The organism is Arthrobacter sp. 35/47, assembly GCF_000520475.1.
Lineage (GTDB): Bacteria > Actinomycetota > Actinomycetes > Actinomycetales > Micrococcaceae > Arthrobacter_D > Arthrobacter_D subterraneus.
In genome coordinates, this window is sequence record NZ_KI914591.1 from 44,704 (window position 1) to 64,131 (window position 19,428).

The window sequence follows — 19,428 nt, forward strand, 5'->3', positions numbered from 1 at the left end:
CCGCGAGCAGCTCGGGCTCAACGAGTCAATCATCGTGCAGTACGTGAAGTTCATGGGCAACATGATCCGCGGTGACTTCGGCCAGTCCACCAGGACCGGCGCTCAGGTCACCGACCTCGTCGCCGCCACCCTGCCCGTCACCCTCTGGTTGTCTGCCTACGCAATCGTGGTCGCGGTCATCGTGGGTGTGCTGCTCGGAGTCATCGCGGAACGGTTCCGGGGGCGCTGGCCGGAATGGATGGCCAACGGCCTCGCGCTCATCGGCCTGTCCGTGCCGAACTTCTGGCTCGGGATCCTCGCCATCCTCTACCTTTCGGTGGCATTGGGTCTGTTCCCGGCATCGGGCTACGTTCCCATCACCAGCGATCCGCTGCAGGGCCTCTACCATCTGACCCTGCCGGCGATCATTCTCGGGACCTCCCTGGCGGCCGTCATCATGCGGCAGACCAGGGCGTCGATGATCGAAACCATGAAGACGGACTTCGTCCGGACGGCCCGGGCAAAGGGCCTGAGCCGGCCGCGCGTTCTCTTCCGCTACGGACTGAGGAACTCGCTGATCGTGGTGGTCACCATCATCGGCCTGCAGCTCGGCGGCCTCATTTCGGGGGCGGTCGTCACCGAGCGGATCTTCGCACTTCCGGGCTTCGGCAAGCTGACTCTGGACGCCGTCTTCACCCGTGACTATCCCGTCATCCAGGCCGTGGTGCTCCTCATCACCGTCGGCTACATCCTGATCAACCTTGCCGTGGACATCCTGTACTCGGTCATTAATCCGCGGATCCGCGTGGGAGGAAAAAGCTGATGACGGTCGTAGAAGTCCGCAATCCCGGACTCGGCTCGGCACGGGGCCGTATCTGGCGCTCGCTGCTGCGAAGCCCGCTCGGACTGACCGGCGGGATCATGCTCGCGATTGTCATGGTCCTCGGGCTCCTCGCGCCGCTGATTGCACCCTACGGGCCCGCAGAGGTGCACTTCGACGCACCGTTCCAGAACCCGGGAACCGTCGGTTACATCCTCGGCACCGATGATCTGGGCCGGGACGTCTTTTCCCGGATGCTGTTCGGCATCCAGGTTTCCCTGCAGGTCGGGTTCCTGTCGGTGCTGCTCGCCGTGGCGGTGGGAACCCCGCTGGGTCTCCTTGCCGGTTACTGGCGCGGACTGGACGGCATCATCTCCCGGCTCACCGACGTGACGCTCGCGTTCCCGTTCCTCATCATCGCCGTCGGACTCTCCGCAATCAGCGGACCAAGTCTCACCAACGCGGCAATCGCACTGGGAATCGCCCAGATTCCTACGATGATCCGGGTGGTACGTGGTGAGACGCTGCGCATCAGGGAAACCGACTTTGTGCTGGGTGCAAAGACCATGGACGCCTCCGGTTTCCGCATTATCTTCTCCCACATCCTCCCGAACTGCGTGTCCGCGATCATTGTGCAGGCGACCGTCATCATGCCCGTTGCCGTGATCGGCGAGGCGCTGCTCTCCTTCCTCGGCCTCGGCATCCAGCCGCCCACACCGAGCCTCGGAATCATGCTCTCGGACGCACAGCAGTACATCTCCCGGGCACCGACAGCAGCGATCTTCCCGGGCCTCGCCATCGTGCTCATCTGCCTGGGGTTCAACCTGTTCGGAGACGCACTGCGCGATGCCCTCGATCCCACCAATGCCAGCAGAAAGTAATCCAGTGAGCCTTCCAACCGCCGATGCACCGGCCCTGTTGTCAGTGCGCGGGCTTGAAGTGACGTTCGGGGAAAACCCGGAACCGGTGCTGCACAGCGTAAGTTTCGACATCCGCCCGGGGGAGCGCGTTGCCATTGTGGGGCAGTCCGGGTCGGGCAAGTCCACCATTATCGGTTCGATCCTCCGCCTGCTGCCCGGCGACGGGCACATTACCGGGGGATCGATCCTCCTCGACGGCGAGGACCTCAGCAAGGCCTCAGAGCAGCACATGCGCACCATACGGGGGCGGCGCATCGCGCTGGTGCCGCAGGACCCGGCCTCCAACCTGAATCCGTCCATGCGCGTCGGTGCACAGATCGCCGACGGCCTCGCAGCGAGCGGGAACCGCAGTAAGGCCGAGATCGACCGGCGCGTGCTTGAGCTGATGACCGAGGCCGGCATTCCGGAAGCGGAACGCCGGGCCAAACAGTATCCCCATGAGTTTTCCGGGGGCATGCGCCAGCGGGTGCTCATTGCCATTGCACTCTCCCGCGAGCCGGAACTCCTGATCGCCGATGAGCCCACGTCTGCCCTCGACGTGACCGTCCAGCGGCAGATCCTCAACCACCTGCAGACCCTCGTGGATGCACACGGCACCTCCCTGCTGTTTATCACCCACGATCTCGGCGTCGCCGCTGACCGCACCGACCGGATCATCGTCATGTCCGAGGGCCGGATCGTTGAGGTGGGGACGCCCGCCGAGATCCTGCTCAACCCGCAGGAGGAGTACACCAAGCGGCTGGTGGCAGCGGCACCCACGGCGGTTGCGGCGGTGCGCGTTGCCTCGGGCAGTTCCGCAGTGCAGCCGGGGCCGATCCTCGAGGTGTCACACCTCGTGAAGGAATTCAAGATCCGCGGCCAGCGCGGCAGCATCCTCAAAGCAGTCGACGACGTCTCCTTCTCCGTGGAGCGCGGGACAACCACGGCGATCGTGGGTGAGTCCGGCTCGGGAAAGACAACAGTCGCGAGGATCATCCTCGGCCTGGAATCGGCCACGTCGGGTACCGCGCTGGTGGATGGGGAGGGCATCACCTCGAGCCGGGGACGGCAGCGGCGGGCCCTCCGGCGCAGGGTGCAGCCGGTCTTCCAGGACCCGTACGGATCACTCGACCCGACCTACAGCATCGAGAAGCTGATCGATGAGCCGCTGCGCATCTTCAAGGTGGGCGACCGGCGGAGCCGGCAGGAACGCGTGGCCGAGCTCCTCGACCAGGTTGCCCTCCCGCGCACCGTCGCCCAGCGCCGCCCGAATGAGCTTTCGGGCGGCCAACGCCAGCGGGTGGCCATCGCGCGGGCACTGGCACTCCACCCGGAGCTCCTGATCTGCGACGAAGCGGTGTCAGCCCTTGACGTGCTGGTGCAGGAGCAGATCCTCACCCTGCTGGCCGACCTGCAGACAGAGCTTGGGCTCAGCTACCTGTTCATTACCCACGACCTCGCGGTGGTGCGCCAGATCGCCCACAACGTGGTGGTCATGAAGAGGGGCAGGGTGATGGAGCAGGGGGCAACCAATGCAGTGTTCGAGTCGCCGTCGTCCGACTACACCCGGGAGCTGCTCAGCGCTATTCCGGGCGCCTCGCTCGTGGGGTGAACCCCGCAGGCGCTAGTAGGCCAGTGCGGCCGGCGGCAGTGCCGCCGGCCCGTACACCAGGCCGAGGAGGCGCGCGGCTGCAGGCCGCGTGGCCCACTCCTCCACCCAGTGCGAGCGGATGACCGCCTTGCTGACCGCCTGGGTGGTGATGCCCAATTCCTGGGCGATCAGTTTCTGCTGACCTCGGGCACCCGGGGTCATGAGATCGAGTACATTCCATTCCGCGTCGGTCCGGGTGTAGACGATCTGCCCCAGGAGCCGCAGGACGGCCTCGGCTTCGGCGGCGATCTCCGCGTCCGGGCCCTCGACGGCCAGCGGGATCCGCTCGCCCGTCTTCTGGGCGCGGTTCACTGCCCTGCGTGAGTACACCAGCCCGTACCCCTCGGCGTCGGTGATCCGTTCGGGGATGGGCGGAAGCACCTCGCCGACGCCGATTCCCACGTGCCAGCGCCGGAACCGGATCGCCTTCAACGCCACATCAACGGCCAGCGCGGCGCTGTCCACGACGCCCTGCAGTTCATCTCCGACGGACCGCTGGAACGGCAGAACCGTGTCGACAAACCGGAATTCACGCAGCAGTTCGGGCACCAGGTCGCCCACCTCGCGTGAGTCGCGCTGGTTGATGGTCACCACGAACAGCATGACCTCAGTATGACTGAGCGAAGGGCGGAATCAACCGATTTACGTTGATTCGGCGGGGGCGTCCACCACGGACTGCAGGGCAGCGCGCAGCGAAGGCGCAGAAACGCCGGTGATGGTGAACGTCACCGCGCCGTCGGCCTTCTCCGCGGTAAGAGTCTTCACCGAGTCCGGCGCTGAATAGACGGTGAGGTTGGTGAAGGTCTCGGGACCGCCGGACGCCCCGGTGTAGACCGTGACCGCCCGGCTCTGCGCCAGCAGCGGCGCTCCGGCCTCCTCAAACGCTGTCTGCTCCAGCACCACGGGACTACTGTCAGCGGCGGCGCAGTTCTCCGGGTCGCCGAGGACGGCGAGGCGCTCAGCCAGCCGGGAGGCCGGGTAGACCACAAAGGCGTGGATGCCGCCGTCGTTCACTTCCTCCTCGAGCACCAGTTCATCGTGGAGGTAGGCGAACAGCCAGTGCCGCCCCGCCTGTGAGGTCCGCTGCCCGGTGACAATGCGGCTCGCCGTGCGGCGCAGGGTCATGATGCCGGTGACGCGCTCATTCGCGTTGAGCCGGGTGGGCTCGTTGTACCCCTCCTCCACCACGGGAAACGCGATGCCTTTGGACATGAGGCTGCGCAGTGCCACCGTTGCGGCCAGATACTTCTGCTCCTCATGCTTCTCAAGGAACGGCAACGCCACGAACTGCTCGCGCTCAATTCCGTCGAGCGCCACAATTTCCTCGTCGGTCAGTGTGGGCAGGCCCTGGCTCTCTTCAGGAGTGAGGGCAAGAACCTTGCGGGCGCTCTCAAGGTCACGGGTGGTCCACTCGATCGGCTGTGCGGTCACGAGAACAATCCTCCAATTGATCCGATCGGATCCTCGACGAAATCTCCGACGCCCTCAGTCACACTATCGGCCAGGTCGGTGGCGCCCTCCCAGGCATCTCCCGCAAAGTCGGTGGTGGCATCCCACGCGTTCGATGACCACTGCGTGATGTTGTCCCAGTTGTCGTAGACGTAGTTTCCGAGTGCCCAGGCGCCCGCCGCGAGACCGGCACCCACGACGACGGCGGCCCCCACCGGCCCCAGCGCGCCGGCCGCGAGAAGCAGCGTACCGCCGGAGGCGAAGGCGCCCACCCCGCCGGCCAGTCGGTCGCCGACGCCGCGCCACCCCTCGTGTTCGGGATTGAACACATCGTGGATACCCCCGGCAATGCCGAGCGGAGCGAGCAGCGGCCCGGCGAAGCGGGACCACTTGGTGAGCTTTGAGCTCTCGTCCAGGAATTCGGTGGCCAGCGAGATGTTCCGCATGTCGGTGAGGTCGAGGATCCTGGCGTTGGCGAGGAACTGCTCGGCACTGCGGAGGAACTTGAACGGCTTCCACGCGTCCGCACCGAAGCCGATCACCTCTCCCAAAGCCTCGAAAATGGAGAAGTCCTCATCCGGGGTGTGCCCCGCAGGCCGGCCGGGAAGACCCGGTACGGCCGGAGATCCGCCGATGGCGCCGGAGCCGGCGTCACTCGCTTCCTCCTGCTGCCGGGCCTGCTCCAGCAGTTCCCGTGATCCCCGGTCCAGCGTGTTGGCGGCAAGCATGATGGCCATCTGGTGGCTGTCCCAGGAAGCGCGCAGTGCATCCGCGTCCGGACCCAGCCACCCTGTATTGCTGATGACACCAACACTCAGGGTGGAGCGTATGCCGCGAAGCGTCTCGGCCGAGGAGGAGAAACGCTCGGCAAGGCTTTCCAGCTGTTCGACGTTGGCGCCGAGAGTTTCCGACATGGGGGCCCTTTGCTGAGACTGGTGCTACAGCACCCGAACCTACCGGGACTGCATCCCGCTGTGCCATGGGCAGGGCTCCCCATGAACCGGCGGTGCCGGTAGCTACCGGGAGCGCACGTCCGCTACGACATAGTGGCGGGCACGGGAGATGTTGGGTGCGAATCCCGGCGATCCGCTGAACAGGCTTCCCAGCATGACAATCAGGATCACTGGCCAGAACAGGGCGAGGAGCAGCGTGCGCCAGGCACTCTGGAAGGGGCCCATCGGCCTGCCGTCCCGGTAGCGCAGGTTGCGGACCCCCGCCGCTTTTGCGCCGAGGGTCCGTGAGAATCCGGCGATGAAACCGTAGCCCAGGGCACTGAGCGCATACGCACTGGGCAGCGCGATGCCGGCACCGGACTCGCTGGATACGCCCGCGGCGTCCAGCGCGATGGCCAGGACAAAGAACAGCACCACGAACAGCGCCAGGATCACGACGACGTCGAGCGCGTACTTGCCCATCCGCTGCCCGCCCGTGGCCTCGACATAGGGCGTACCGTCAGCGAACCGGCCCCCGCGCCGGGCGGGCAGGGGCTTCTGTTCGGTCGATGAGTTCACGGGAGAGCGGCTACCGGCCCTGCGGTTCCACGTCTGCGTTTTCGGCGTCGGCGTCAACGGCGCGGCCCTGCGGCTCATCCTCTTCACTGGGCTCGCCGAGCGCCTCAAACCGCTTCAGCGACGCCTGAACTTCGGCTTCCGCAGCCTCACGGCCCTCCCAGTCAGCGGCTTCCACCCACTTGCCGGGCTCCAGGTCCTTGTACTTGCGGAAGAAGTGCTCGATTTCATCGAGCAGGAACTTGGAGACATCCCCGAGGTCCTGGATGTGGTCAAAGCGCGGGTCAGCCGGGACGCAGAGCACCTTCGCATCGCCGCCGCCGTCATCAACCATGTTGAAGACACCGATGGGGCGTGATTCGACCAGGACTCCCGGGATCAGGTCGAAGTCCTGCAGCATCACCAGCGCATCCAGCGGATCGCCGTCCTCGCCGAGGGTGTTCTCGAAGTAGCCGTAGTGCGTGGGGTACTGCATGGAGGTGAACAGCACGCGGTCCAGGCGGAGGCGGTGCGTTTCGTGGTCGATTTCATACTTGACCCGTGATCCCTTGGGGATCTCGATGGTGACGTCGAGCGTTATGGCCATGTGGGACTCCTGCAGTCAGCTGGTAGCAAGCGGATGGAACCTTCGATGGGCTGCGGCGCGAGAGATCAGTCGAGACGAACTCGCCATGCCGGGCCCCGATCTACTGTTAAAGATATAGGCCGCCGCCGACATCATCGATTCATGACCTCAGGCGGCCGCCGATCCAGTTTCCGCCGAGGGGGCCCATGAAGCGCAGCGCCAGGGTGTTCACCGCCTTCCTGCTTGCCCTGGCGCTCGGTGTGCTGGCGGTCCCGCTCGGTCTTCACTACGGGCCGCAGGTTGCCGGGCTCATTGCGCCTCCAGACGACGCGGAACCGGAGACACCGTCCATTCAGCAGGCTCCCGACGGCGTCGCTGCGCCCGCCCTCGTCAGCGGGCTTGATGCGCGGGCTCCGGTCCCGACGCCGGAGGTTCTTGCTCCGCTGCTGACTGCAGTGCTGGAGGTTCCGGGCGGTACGCCGGTTGCCGGCGTCGTTCTGGATGCCCTGAGCGGTGAGGTGCTCTTCGACCAGTCAGGCAGCGAACCGCAGCTCCCGGCGTCGAACATCAAGATCCTCACCGCCACGGCCGCGATGGCAAAGCTTGATCCAGAATCGCGGCTGACCACGTCCGTCCTCGCCGGGGGCGCAGGTGCCGAGGGCGTGCTGGTGCTTCGCGGGGGAGGGGATGTGCTGCTGGGATCCGGCCGGTCCGATCCCGACAGCGTGGTGGGCCACGCGGGGCTCACCACGCTCGCTGAAGAGGCCGCTGCAGAGCTCGACGGCGACGCAGCCTACCGCCTCGTCCTCGACGACTCGCTCTTTGTCGGTGATGTCCTGAACCCCAGCTGGCAGCCGGGTGACGTGGACGCGGGGGAGATCGCGCCGATCTACCCCCTTGCAATCAATTCCTCCTGGGTCGATGAGTCCGGGCAGTCCGGGGCCAGGGCTCCTGACGCCGCCCTGGCCGCCGCGGCCTCGTTCCGGGAGGCATTGATCGCAGCCGGCGTCCAGGTCCAGGAGGGCATCGAGCGGATGCCCGCCGGGACAGACGCCGTGGAGCTGGCGGCCGTGCAGTCGGCCACCATCGAGGAGCAGGTCGAACACATGCTCCTGACCTCGGACAACTACCTGGCCGAGGTGCTCGCACGGCTGGCTGCGGAGGCGAGCGGCAAACCGGCGTCCTTCGGCGGCGGACTCGAAACCATCGCCGAGGTCATCACGGGCCTCGGCGTGCCGGTGGACGGTCTGGTGCTGGGCGATGCCGCAGGGCTGTCGCCGCGCAACCGCGTCTCCCCGCAGCAGCTCGCCGATGTGGTGCGCACCCTGCTCCGCTCCGATAACCGGGACCTGCGGCACGTGCTCCACGGACTCCCGGTGGCCAGCCTTTCCGGGACGCTGGCAGACCGCTATGACGACGACGCCGCCCCCACCTTCGCCGGAGCCGGCGTGGTCCGCGCGAAGACGGGAACCCTCAACGCGGTGACGGCCCTGACCGGCCACGTGGTGTCGGCGGACGGCCGCCTGCTGGTATTCTCCTTCATTGCCGGCGGTCTGGACGGGACCACGGAGCCGGCGCGTGAGGCGGTAGACGCGGCAGCAGCCGTCCTCGCAACCTGCGGCTGCCGCTGACCCGGCACACTTCAGGCCCCCGCGCGCATCCGGGCGGCCTCCCAGACTAGTGTGATCGAATGGCCACCATGGACAGCAATACCCCACTGCAACTCGTCAACTGGGAGCTGGCTGCGACCAGCGCGGCGAAACTGACCCCTCCAGGGCCGAAGCTGAGCGCCCGTGAGGTGCAGGCCGTCGTCGAGAACCTCCGCGAACTCGCCGACCTCTCCGTGGAGCACGTCCACCGGATCACGGGCCTCGAGGCAGCGCGGGACCTGCGGGACTCCGAGCTCATCATCGTTGACCGCGCCTCCTGGGCCAAAGCGAACACGCAAAGCTTCAAGACACTGATGGCGCCCGCGATCGGGCACCTCGTGGAGACCCGGGCGGAGCAGCTGAAAGCGGCGAACGCCGCCCTCGGCGGAGCGGTGACGGGAGCGCAGATGGGCGCCATCCTCGCGTTCCTCGCGAGCAAGGTCCTGGGCCAGTACGATCCGTTTGTCGCCTCCTCCCGCGGTCCCGGCGGGCGCCTGATGCTGGTGGCGCCCAACATCGTGTCCGTGGAACGTGAGCTGAACGTGGAGCCCGCCGATTTCCGGCTCTGGGTGTGCCTGCATGAGCAGACCCACCGGGTGCAGTTCGCCGCCGCGCCGTGGCTCAGGGACCACATGATGGAGCACATCTCGGAGCTCACCGTGGGGCTGGCGGACAAGGCCGAGGGCCTTGCCGAGCGGCTCGCCAACGCGCTGAAGTCGCTTCCCTCAAAGGGCGGGCACACCGGCAGGGAGAACGACGACGACGGCGTGCCCCCGAGCGACGGCGGGATCCTGTCCCTGCTGCAGGAGCCGGAAGACAGGGCCAGGCTCTCCCACCTCACCGCCGTGATGAGCCTGCTCGAAGGGCATGCGAACGTGGTGATGGACGCCGTCGATTCCAGCATCGTCCCCACCGTGAAGACCATCCGCCGGCGCTTCAACGCCCGGGGCAAGACCCGCGGGCCGGTGGAAAAGTTCATCCGCCGCCTCCTGGGCCTGGACGCCAAGATGCGCCAGTACAGCGACGGCGCCCGCTTTGTCCGGGCTGTGGTTGACGCCGTGGGCATGGAGGGCTTCAACCGGGTCTGGGAGCGCGCCGAAAACCTGCCCACCGAGAAGGAAATCCACGCACCCCGGGAATGGATCACCCGGATGGGGCTGTGAGCCGCCGGCCACGCCTCAGCCCGACGGTAGGTACCGCAAGGAACCTGATCCGCGCCGCCCTGGACGACGCGCAGATTCCTGAAGGATCACTCCTCCTGGTTGCCTGCAGCGGCGGCACGGACTCCCTGGCGCTCGCAGCAACGGCTGCGTACTTCGCGCAGATCGGCCGCTACCGGGTGGGCGCCGTCGTCGTCGACCATGGACTGCAGCCCGACAGCGCGGCGGTAGCGGAAAATGCCCGGCAGCAGCTGGTGACGCTGGACCTTGACCCGGTGGACGTGCGCAGGGTGGAGGTGGCAACCGCGGGCATGGGGCCGGAGGCCGCTGCGCGGACCGCCCGCTACCGGGCGCTGGACGCCGCCATGGAACAGCACGCCGTCGCCGCCGTCCTCCTCGGCCACACCCTTGATGACCAGGCGGAGCAGGTTCTGCTCGGGCTGACCCGGGGTTCCGGGACCCGGTCCCTGAGCGGCATGCCGGCCCGCAGGGGCGCCTACCTGCGCCCCTTCCTTGCGCTGCGGCGCATCGAGACGGAAGAGATCTGCCGCTTCAGCCGGCTCGACCCCTGGCACGATCCCACCAACGCCGACCCCGCGCTGACCCGCTCCCGCGTCCGCACCCAGGTGCTGCCCTACCTGGAAGACGCACTGGGACCCGGCATTGCCGAATCCCTTTACCGCACGTCGCGGATCCTCGCCCAGGACGCGGCCTACCTCGAGGAGCTTGCCGCGGCGGAATACTCCCGGCTCCGCGTTCCCGCACCCGGTACTGCGGAAGAAGGGCACGACGCCGGAGCCCTCCTCCTGTCCGAGGAGGGACTGCGTGCCCTGCCGCCTGCGCTCCGGCAGCGGGTCCTGGCGCTCGCCGTCGTCGAACTGGGCGGAGTCCAGCCCAGTTTTGAGCGCCTGCTGGCCGCAGAAAACCTCCTGAGACGTGCCGGCTCCGCGGGCCCGGTGCAGCTCGGCGGCAACGTCAGCGCGTACCGGCAGGTCCGGGGCGCCGGCGTTCCCCAAGGGGACCCAAGCTATGGCAGTCTTGTCCTTAGGAAAAATCTCTAAATCCGGGAGTAATTGGTGGATTCACACGACGTCCAGGCCGACCTCAAGCACGTTCTCTACACCAGGGAAGAGATCCAGCAACGGGTGCAGGAACTGGCCGCGGAAATCGACCGCGATTACGCCGGCCGTGACGTACTGATTGTCGGTGTGCTCAAGGGCGCCGTGATGGTCATGGCAGACCTGGCGCGTGCCATGCACTCCCACGTCACCATGGACTGGATGGCCGTGTCCTCCTACGGTTCGGGCACGCAGTCTTCCGGCGTGGTCCGGATCCTCAAGGACCTGGAGACGGACCTGATGGGCAAGCACGTGCTGATCGTCGAGGACATCATCGACTCCGGCCTCACGCTGTCCTGGCTGAAGGCCAACCTGCTGTCCCGCGGGCCCGCGTCGGTGGAAATCTGCACCCTCCTGCGCAAGCCCGACGCCGCCAAGGTCAACATCGACGTCAAGTACGTCGGCTATGACATCCCCAACGAATTCGTGGTGGGCTACGGCCTGGACTTCGCGGAGAAGTACCGCAACCTCGACTTCATCGGCACCCTCGCACCGCACGTCTACGAGTAGATCCCGCCGGCCGAGGGCCTGAGCCTGTACGCCCAGAGGGAACTTTCCGCCGCCCATGTGCGTGGATTCTGCAGGGAATGTAAAGCTGGTATTACCGTTGGCGCGCACCGCACTGGGCGATGCGCCGAACGGATCAGGGCTATTTGGCAGTTAAGCAGGAGGGACAGGGCGGTCAGCCCTGAGTTGAATGAAATTCAAGAACATCTTCAAAGGACCGATCTTCTGGATCGTGCTGGCCGTTGCCGCGCTTCTGGTCATCCTGCCCTCAGTGTTCAACACCAGCGGTGCCCGCGTGGACACCAACGTCGGGCTGGAACTCCTTGCCGACAACCAGGTGGAGCAGGCAAAGATCTACGACGGCGAACAGCGCGTGGACCTCACGCTCCGCGAGGACTATGAGGACCTCGGCCGCAGCGTCTCCTTCTTCTTCAGCGCCGCCCGCGCCGAGGGCGTCGTCGAAGCGATCAACACCTCGGACGTGGAGGGCTTCACTGACCAGCCGGTGGAGAACAACTGGTTCACCAGCATCCTCGGCCTGATCCTTCCCATCCTGATCCTCGGTGCAATCTTCTGGTTCCTGCTCAGCCGGATGCAGGGCGGCGGCTCCAAGGTGATGCAGTTCGGCAAGTCCAAGGCCAAGCTCATCAGCAAGGACATGCCGCAGGTCACGTTCTCCGACGTCGCCGGCGCAGATGAGGCAGTCGAGGAACTCCACGAGATCAAGGAGTTCCTGCAGGAGCCGGCGAAGTTCCAGGCCCTCGGCGCCAAGATTCCCAAGGGCGTGCTCCTGTACGGCCCTCCCGGAACCGGTAAAACCCTCCTGGCCCGTGCGGTCGCCGGTGAGGCCGGTGTGCCGTTCTACTCGATTTCCGGTTCCGACTTCGTTGAGATGTTCGTCGGCGTCGGTGCGTCCCGCGTCCGCGACCTGTTCGAGCAGGCCAAGTCAAACGCCCCGGCAATCATCTTCGTTGACGAGATCGACGCCGTCGGCCGTCACCGCGGCGCCGGCGTGGGCGGCGGCAACGATGAACGCGAACAGACCTTGAACCAGCTCCTCGTCGAGATGGACGGTTTCGACGCGAACACCAATGTCATCCTGATTGCCGCCACCAACCGGCCCGATGTCCTGGACCCGGCACTGCTGCGCCCCGGCCGCTTCGACCGCCAGATCGGTGTCGAGGCACCGGATATGAGCGGACGCCACCGCATTCTCCAGGTCCATTCACAGGGCAAGCCGATGGCGCCCGGCGTTGACCTGCAGTCCGTCGCCAAGAAGACCCCCGGTTTCACGGGTGCGGACCTCGCAAACGTACTGAACGAGGCCGCGCTCCTGACTGCCCGTTCCAACGCGCAGCTCATCGATGATCGCGCCCTTGACGAGGCCATCGACCGTGTCATTGCCGGTCCGCAGAAGCGCAGCCGGGTCATGAAGGAACTGGAGCGGAAAATCACGGCGTACCACGAGGGCGGTCACGCGCTCGTTGCCGCAGCCCTGCGCAACACCGACCCGGTCACCAAGGTCACCATCCTTCCGCGCGGACGGGCGCTGGGCTACACCATGGTGCTGCCGGCGGATGACAAGTACTCGATCACCCGCAATGAGCTGCTCGACCAGCTCGCGTACGCCATGGGCGGCCGCGTGGCGGAGGAAATCGTCTTCCACGATCCGTCAACCGGTGCCTCGAATGACATCGAGAAGGCCACGGCGACCGCCCGCAAGATGGTCACCCAATACGGCATGAGCGAGCGCATCGGCGCCGTGAAGCTGGGGCAGGGCGGCGGCGAGCCGTTCCTCGGCCGCGACATGGGACATGAGCGGAACTACTCGGACCACATTGCCTACATCGTCGACGAGGAAGTGCGCCGGCTGGTCGACAACGCCCATGACGAGGCCTACGCAATCCTCACCGAGAACCGTGACGTGCTGGACCGGCTTGCCCTTGAACTCCTCGAGCGGGAGACCCTGAACCAGGCCGAAATCGCCGAGGTCTTCTCTGATATCCGCAAACGCGACGCCCGCAGCATCTGGCTGTCGAAGGACAGCAGGCCGGTACACTCCCTGCCCCCGGTGGTCACCGACAAGGAGCGGAAGGAAGCCGAAGAAGCCGGCGAGCCCAACCCGGAGGACGTTTCTCCGCAGGACCAGATTGCGGACGCCAACCTCCCCGATGACTTCGATGTCAGTTCCGGCTCCCTGCCGGAGCCGGAAACCGAGCCGGACAACAAGGGTGGTACCACCGGCACGTCGAGGGATTCCGGCCCCTCCGGTCCCGGCAGGCCTCGTAACGACTAGCAGGACGGCTCACCGGGCCGGGATAGGATGCTTGGCGTGACCGATTTTGACGACCAGATGGTCGATGCCGCCCTGGCGGCGAGTGGTTCCAAGGTGGATCAGCCGAGAATCGAGCGGGCAGTCCGTGAGATCCTCGCTGCCATCGGCGAGGATCCCGAGCGGGACGGTCTGCTGGACACCCCGAAGCGGGTGGCCCGGGCCTATGCGGAATTCTTCGCAGGGCTGCACCAGGATCCGAAGGACGTCCTCTCCACTACCTTCGAGCTGGATCATGAGGAACTTGTCCTCGTGAAGGACATCCCGTTCTACTCAACCTGCGAGCACCACCTCGTGCCCTTCCATGGCACAGCGCACATCGGCTACATTCCCTCGGAAGACGGAAAGGTCACCGGCCTGAGCAAGCTGGCACGCCTGGTGGAGATCTACGCGCGGCGGCCACAGGTGCAGGAACGGCTCACCACCCAGATTGTCGATGCATTGATGCACCACCTGCAGCCCAAGGGCGCAATCGTGGTGATTGAGTGTGAGCACATGTGCATGTCAATGCGCGGCATCCGTAAACCAGGAGCCAAAACGGTCACCTCGGCAGTGCGTGGACAGGTGCGCGACGCCGCCACACGCGCCGAGGCCATGAGCCTGATACTCGGAAGATAGGACACAGCAGATTTATGGATTCACTCGCGGCAGCCCCAGGAACCGGACCGGCAACCTCACCTCTCCCCGTCCTGCGGCCCACCCGGGTCCGCAAGTCCTTCAAGGACCTGCCGACCGACCGGACGCTGGTGATGGGAATCCTCAACGTCACCCCGGACTCCTTCAGCGACGGCGGCAGGTTCTCCTCCACCGATGACGCCATCGCAGAAGGACTCCGCATGCACTACGCGGGAGCCGACATCGTGGACGTCGGCGGGGAATCCACCCGCCCCAACGCGGACAGCATCACGGTAGCGGAAGAGCAGAAGCGCATCATTCCGGTGGTGGCCGCACTGGTCAAAGCGGGTGCGCTGGTCAGCGTCGACACCATGCACGCCGACACGGCTGCGAAGGCCATCGATGAAGGTGCGGCGATCGTCAATGACGTTTCCGGCCTCGACTTCGATCCCGCCATGTCTGAGCTCATAGCGGAGCGCGGCGTTCACTACGTCCTCATGCACCAGCGCGGCAACCCGCAGACCATGGACTCACTGGCGAACTATGACGACGTCGTCGAGGACGTGATCACCGAGATCACCGCCATCCGGGACAAGTTCTACGCAGCCGGTGTCTCCCCGGACCAGATCATCGTCGACCCGGGAATCGGCTTCGCGAAGAAGGACGATCACAACTGGGCCCTGCTTCGCTCGCTGGAGCGCTTCCAGACTCTCGGGCACCGCATCCTGATCGGCGCCTCCCGCAAGCGTTTCCTGGGAACCCTGCTCACCACGGCCGGCAAGGCCGCCGCGCCCGGAGAACGCGGAAACGCGAGCGTGGCCGTGTCCGCCCTCGCTGCCGCCCAGGGGGCCTGGTGCGTCCGCGTGCACGACGTCGCGCCCAACCTGGACGCGGTCAAAGTCGCCGCAGCCTGGACCAGGTAGGCAGGCCATGACCGCCAGTCTCGTCCCACGGCAGGACAGGATCGCGCTGACGGGAATCACCGCCGTCGGGCATCACGGGGTTTTCGACCACGAGCGGCGCGACGGACAGCCCTTCGTTGTCGATGTGGTGCTCCATCTGGACCTGAGGCCGGCGGGGCAGAGCGATGACCTGACCCGCACTGCGCACTACGGTGAGCTCGCGGAACAGGTCACCGGACTCATCACCGGTGAGCCGCTGAACCTGATAGAGGCCCTCGCCGAGCGGATCGCCGGGCACATCCTGGCGTCCTTCGCGGTCGATGCCGTTGAAGTGACCGTCCACAAACCGAAGGCTCCCATCGAGGTTCCGTTCGGCGATGTGTCCGTGTCCATCTACCGGAAGCGGACATGAGCGGGACCGTCCGCGCCATCCTCGCCCTTGGCAGCAACCTCGGCGAGAGCCGGGACACCCTCTCGCTCGCCGTCGCGGATCTCGTCGACACCCCCCACGTCCGCCTGCGGGAAGTCTCTCCGATCGTGCAGACCAAGGCCGTCGGAGGCCCGGAGCAGCCGGACTACCTCAACATGGTCATCGAGGTTGAAACCGATCTCGGCCCGTATGAACTCCTCGAACACTGCCAGGCTGTGGAGAACGCGCATCACCGCGTCCGCACCGTCCGCTGGGGACCCCGCACCCTCGACGTCGACATCATCACCTACGGGGACCTCGTGTCCGACGACGACAAGCTGACCCTGCCGCACCCGCGGGCAGCGGAACGCGCCTTCGTGCTGCAGCCGTGGGCCTGGATGGACGGCTCAGCTACCCTCTCCGGACGTCCGGTCACAGAGCTCGCCCGTCAGGCAGAGGACCTTCCCGGACTCATACCGTTCGAGGGGGCCTGAGGGAGCCGTGGGCTCGATCAGAATTCCCTGGCTTGTCCTTATCGGGCTGGTCTTCGGCGCCCTGGGCTGGCTGATCAACTGGTGGGCCACCCGCAACGGTTACCCCACGCCGTCGCTGCCGCTCAGTTCGCTCCTGACTATCGCCGCCGTCGTCGCAGTGACCCTGATTTTCGGGTTCCGGGTGAAGCGGTGGCGCGCCGGAAACCGGAAGCGCGCGCTGGATCCCATCCTCGCGGCGCGGACGGTGGTGCTGGCGCAGGCAACAGCCTACGCCGGTGCACTGACCACGGGATGGCACATCGGCATCCTGGCCGACCAGCTGAGCCTGGTCGGTGTGCGCAGCAACCTCGGACCGGTGTGGGGTTCGCTGGCGCTGATGGTGGGTGGCATAGTCATGATTGGAACCGGATTGATTGTGGAAAGCTTCTGCAGGCTTCCGCCGGATGACCAGGCGGGGTCCGGCACGGCGAGGGAGAGCGGTGAGGGGGAGTATGCGTAGGGAGCCGATAGACCCGGCCGGCATTGAATGGACCCGCGTCTCCCCGAAGTACCTCAGGGTGCGCCTGGCCGGATGGGCGATCGGCAGCGTCATCTTCCTGCTCATCTTCTCGGTCCCGCTCATCCTGCTGCTGGCAGGAGTACTTCATCGGCTACCGCTGCTGCCAGCAGTCCTGCTTCCCGCCGTCGTCATCATCATCGCCGCCTGGCGCGGGCTCCTGCTGCCCCGCCAGGTACGCGCCATCGGTTACGCCGAACGCAATGAGGACCTGCTCGTGCGCCAGGGAATCTTCTTCCAGCGCACCATGGTGGTGCCCTATGGGCGCATGCAGTACGTGGACGTCGCTGTGGGGCCGATCGAACGGGCACTAGGCCTGTGCACGGTCAAGCTCCATACCGCCTCGCCAGGAACCAACGCGGAGATCCCGGGGCTTCCTTCCAGCGAGGGAGCGCGCCTGCGCGAGCAGCTCTCGGCTCGCGGTGAAGCGAAACTGGCAGGGCTGTGACCGGATCCGAACCTCTTCCGGCGCCGCCCGAGGCACCGACGGACGAATGGAAACGCGTCCACATCATCTCCCCACTGGTTCGTGGCTGGATTGCGCTCGCAGCACTGATTTTCTTCGGCGGCCGCGACTGGTTCGAGGGGTTCCTGATCGGCGACTCCCGCGGGTTCCGCGGCGACGGTCCGGCCAACCTGGCCCTGGCGATAGCGGTGGTGCTCGGCGTTGTCCTGCTCATCGCCGCCGGATTCTTCCTGTCCTGGTACTACACCCGCTACCAGGTCACCGAGGAACACGTCCGCGTGAACTCCGGAGTGGTTTTCCGTCAGCACCGGCAGGCGCGCCTGGACCGCGTCCAGGCCATTGACGTGGTGCAGCCCTTCCTGGCGCGGGTCTTCGGCCTCGCCGAACTCAAGTTCGATGTTGCCGACGCCGGTGAGTCGGCGGTGCGCCTCGCCTTCCTGAAACTCGATGAGGCCCAGCGGCTGCGCGCAACCATCCTGGCGCGCGCGGCGGGTGTGGCCGTGGACCCGGAGCACCCGCAGGACATCCCCGAAGCGCCCGAGCGGGAGGTGCTGTCCCTCACCCCCGCCCGCGTCCTGGGAGCGGCAGCGCTTTCCGGCAACACCGTGGCCGTGCTTCTCGGACTGGTGGGTGTGGTCCTCTTCGCCGTTGTGCTGGACACCGGCGCCCTGCTCGCGGGTTTTATCCCCATCCTGATCGGGGTGATCGGCGGGTACTGGAACGTTCTCAATACCGGCTTCAACTTCCGAGCGGCCATTTCACCGGACGGCATCCGGATCCGGTACGGACTGCTGGACACCCGGACCCAGACCGTGCCGCCGGGCCGCGTGCAGGCGGTCGGCGTGGTCCAGTCCCCGCTGTGGCGGCTGAAGGGCTGGTACAAGGTCACCGTGAACGTGGCCGGTTACGGTGCCTCCGCCAGCGGTGAAGCGCAGGCGCGGGCAACCCTCCTTCCCGTGGGCACCCTGGACGAGGTCCTGCAGGTCATTGCGCTGGTCCTTCCCGATCCGGGAACGGACACGCCGGTCGACGTGTTCTCCGCCGGACTCGCCGGCAAGGGTCCCGACGCCGGATTCAGAACCACCCCGTGGCGTGCACGCCTGATCGCACCGCTGGCCTGGCGGCGCAACGGTGTCGCCGTCACCCGCACCGCGCTGCTGGCGCGGTCCGGCGCGTGGTGGCGGCAGCTCGCCGTCGTACCCCACGAACGCACGCAGTCGCTGGCACTGCACCAGGGGCCGCTCGCCCGCAGATTCGGGGTAGCGGACCTCGTTTTCCACACCACACCGGGTCCCGTGTCCCCCCGCGTCCGCCAGGTCGCCGAGGAGGACGCCTGGCGGCTGTTCTCCGAACAGGCCGAACGGGCGGCCGAAGCCCGCCGCCGCAGCGGCCCCGAACAGTGGATGCGCCCGGTGACGGTCGAAGGACCGGCCGGTGATCCGGGCACCGCCCCCGAGACCCCCGTCATGCCCCCACCGCCGTCCTACCAGGAAGGATCAGCCCATGAACGCTTCTGAGCATCCGGTCAGTCCGCGCCCGGGCGGTGCGCGGCGGAAGCCCGCCAAGCCCGGAAGGCTCGGCGTCGGCGTGATCGGCGCCGGCCGCGTGGGGGCCGTCCTGGGAGCCGCGCTGCGCGCTGCGGAACACGCCGTCGTCGGAGTTTCGGCCGTGTCCGAGGCGAGCCGTGAGCGCGCCGAAAACCTGCTCCCCGGTGTACCGCTCCTTGAGATACCCGAGATCATTGAACGGGCTGAACTTGTCCTGCTGGCAGTGCCCGACGACGCCCTGCCGGACCTGGTGTCCGGCCTCGCCGCTGTGGGAGCCTGGCAGCCGGGCCAGCTCGTGGCCCACACATCGGGGCGGTTCGGTACCGGGGTGCTGGAACCCGCGCGGAAGCTCGGTGCAATTCCGCTGGCGCTGCACCCGGCAATGACATTCACCGGAATGAGCCTGGACCTCACCCGGCTCCCGGACTGCACCTTCGGAGTAACCGCACCCTCGGCAGTCCTTCCGGTGGCCCAGGCCCTGGTGGTGGAGATGGGCGCCGAGCCCGTGGTCATCGCGGAGGAGGACCGGATCCTCTACCACGCGGCGCTGGCGCACGCGTCGAACCACCTGGTCACCATCGCGGCGCAGTCCACCCAGCTGCTCAGCGCCATCGGCGTGGAGCAGCCCGACCGGCTGCTGGGACCGCTGATGCGCGCATCACTGGAGAACGCGCTGGCCGCCGGCGAAGGCGCACTGACAGGTCCTGTTGCGCGCGGCGACGCCGGAACGGTGGCGGCGCACGCTGCCGCACTCGCCGACGCCCCGGGAGACATCCGGGCCGCCTACACCCGGCTCGCTGCG

21 protein-coding genes are annotated in these 19,428 nt (G+C 66.8%); 16 read left to right on the forward strand and 5 right to left on the reverse strand.

What is annotated here, in order from left to right; translation table 11 throughout:
- From X803_RS18255 to X803_RS0106520, 3 genes are all read left to right on the forward strand, one after another.
- The coding region (locus X803_RS18255; RefSeq protein WP_035778147.1) for an ABC transporter permease at nt 1–802 on the forward strand (802 nt) is incomplete at its 5' end.
- The gene (locus X803_RS0106515; RefSeq protein WP_026544516.1) at nt 802–1,680 is read left to right on the forward strand and encodes an ABC transporter permease; all 879 of its coding nucleotides are present in this window, start codon (nt 802–804) and stop codon (nt 1,678–1,680) included. The genes X803_RS18255 and X803_RS0106515, both read left to right, overlap by 1 nt.
- On the forward strand, nt 1,664–3,310 hold the full coding sequence (locus tag X803_RS0106520; RefSeq protein ID WP_051470531.1) for a dipeptide ABC transporter ATP-binding protein: 1,647 nt from the start codon (nt 1,664–1,666) through the stop codon (nt 3,308–3,310). Before X803_RS0106515 ends, X803_RS0106520 begins: the two co-directional genes overlap by 17 nt.
- Nucleotides 3,311–3,322: 12 nt before the next feature.
- Here the strand turns inward: X803_RS0106520 and X803_RS0106525 are convergent, their stop codons facing one another.
- The 5 genes from X803_RS0106525 to X803_RS0106545 form a co-directional block, all read right to left on the reverse strand.
- Entirely contained in the window at nt 3,323–3,949 is a 627-nt protein-coding gene (locus X803_RS0106525) for a hypothetical protein (RefSeq protein ID WP_035778159.1), read from the reverse strand.
- A 42-nt stretch (nt 3,950–3,991) separates the two neighbouring features.
- Nucleotides 3,992–4,780, reverse strand: coding sequence for a hypothetical protein (locus X803_RS18260; RefSeq protein ID WP_051470532.1), 789 nt, complete (start codon nt 4,778–4,780; stop codon nt 3,992–3,994).
- Nucleotides 4,777–5,712: a WXG100 family type VII secretion target gene (locus X803_RS18265; RefSeq protein WP_035778148.1), complete on the reverse strand. Its 936-nt coding sequence runs from the start codon at nt 5,710–5,712 to the stop codon at nt 4,777–4,779. The genes X803_RS18260 and X803_RS18265 overlap by 4 nt, the downstream gene beginning before the upstream one ends.
- Nucleotides 5,713–5,814: 102 nt before the next feature.
- The gene (locus tag X803_RS0106540) at nt 5,815–6,309 is read right to left on the reverse strand and encodes an RDD family protein (protein WP_026544519.1); all 495 of its coding nucleotides are present in this window, start codon (nt 6,307–6,309) and stop codon (nt 5,815–5,817) included.
- Between the two features lie 10 nt (nt 6,310–6,319).
- Complete coding sequence (locus tag X803_RS0106545; RefSeq protein ID WP_026544520.1) at nt 6,320–6,886, reverse strand: inorganic diphosphatase; 567 nt, start codon at nt 6,884–6,886, stop codon at nt 6,320–6,322.
- 191 nt (nt 6,887–7,077) lie between these two features.
- Between X803_RS0106545 and dacB the strand changes: the two genes are divergently transcribed.
- The 13 genes from dacB to X803_RS0106610 all read left to right on the forward strand — a co-directional run.
- On the forward strand, nt 7,078–8,502 hold the full coding sequence (gene dacB / locus X803_RS0106550) for a D-alanyl-D-alanine carboxypeptidase/D-alanyl-D-alanine endopeptidase (protein ID WP_051470533.1): 1,425 nt from the start codon (nt 7,078–7,080) through the stop codon (nt 8,500–8,502).
- A gap of 59 nt (nt 8,503–8,561) precedes the next feature.
- Nucleotides 8,562–9,683, forward strand: a complete 1,122-nt coding sequence (locus X803_RS0106555) for a zinc-dependent metalloprotease (protein WP_035778150.1) — start codon at nt 8,562–8,564, stop codon at nt 9,681–9,683.
- Nucleotides 9,659–10,741: a tRNA lysidine(34) synthetase TilS gene (gene tilS, locus X803_RS18270; RefSeq protein WP_051470534.1), complete on the forward strand. Its 1,083-nt coding sequence runs from the start codon at nt 9,659–9,661 to the stop codon at nt 10,739–10,741. The genes X803_RS0106555 and tilS overlap by 25 nt, the downstream gene beginning before the upstream one ends.
- 15 nt (nt 10,742–10,756) lie before the next feature.
- The gene (gene hpt, locus X803_RS0106565; RefSeq protein WP_026544523.1) at nt 10,757–11,308 is read left to right on the forward strand and encodes a hypoxanthine phosphoribosyltransferase; all 552 of its coding nucleotides are present in this window, start codon (nt 10,757–10,759) and stop codon (nt 11,306–11,308) included.
- A 187-nt stretch (nt 11,309–11,495) separates the two neighbouring features.
- A complete protein-coding gene (gene ftsH, locus X803_RS0106570) occupies nt 11,496–13,601 on the forward strand; it encodes an ATP-dependent zinc metalloprotease FtsH (RefSeq protein ID WP_026544524.1) in 2,106 nt (701 codons plus the stop codon).
- 36 nt (nt 13,602–13,637) lie between these two features.
- Nucleotides 13,638–14,255 (forward strand): GTP cyclohydrolase I FolE, encoded by a 618-nt coding sequence (gene folE, locus X803_RS0106575; protein WP_084033488.1) that lies wholly within the window; start codon nt 13,638–13,640, stop codon nt 14,253–14,255.
- A 14-nt stretch (nt 14,256–14,269) separates the two neighbouring features.
- Nucleotides 14,270–15,175 (forward strand): dihydropteroate synthase, encoded by a 906-nt coding sequence (gene folP, locus X803_RS0106580; protein WP_026544526.1) that lies wholly within the window; start codon nt 14,270–14,272, stop codon nt 15,173–15,175.
- A gap of 7 nt (nt 15,176–15,182) precedes the next feature.
- A complete protein-coding gene (gene folB / locus X803_RS0106585; protein ID WP_026544527.1) occupies nt 15,183–15,566 on the forward strand; it encodes a dihydroneopterin aldolase in 384 nt (127 codons plus the stop codon).
- The gene (folK, locus tag X803_RS18275; RefSeq protein ID WP_035778151.1) at nt 15,563–16,057 is read left to right on the forward strand and encodes a 2-amino-4-hydroxy-6-hydroxymethyldihydropteridine diphosphokinase; all 495 of its coding nucleotides are present in this window, start codon (nt 15,563–15,565) and stop codon (nt 16,055–16,057) included. Before folB ends, folK begins: the two co-directional genes overlap by 4 nt.
- Nucleotides 16,058–16,064: 7 nt before the next feature.
- The gene (locus tag X803_RS0106595) at nt 16,065–16,556 is read left to right on the forward strand and encodes a DUF3180 domain-containing protein (RefSeq protein WP_026544528.1); all 492 of its coding nucleotides are present in this window, start codon (nt 16,065–16,067) and stop codon (nt 16,554–16,556) included.
- Entirely contained in the window at nt 16,549–17,061 is a 513-nt protein-coding gene (locus X803_RS0106600) for a PH domain-containing protein (RefSeq protein ID WP_026544529.1), read from the forward strand. The genes X803_RS0106595 and X803_RS0106600 overlap by 8 nt, the downstream gene beginning before the upstream one ends.
- A complete protein-coding gene (locus X803_RS18280) occupies nt 17,058–18,596 on the forward strand; it encodes a PH domain-containing protein (protein WP_084033490.1) in 1,539 nt (512 codons plus the stop codon). Before X803_RS0106600 ends, X803_RS18280 begins: the two co-directional genes overlap by 4 nt.
- Nucleotides 18,583–19,428 (forward strand): Rossmann-like and DUF2520 domain-containing protein (locus X803_RS0106610; protein ID WP_051470535.1); only part of this gene is annotated, 846 nt, incomplete at its 3' end. The genes X803_RS18280 and X803_RS0106610, both read left to right, overlap by 14 nt.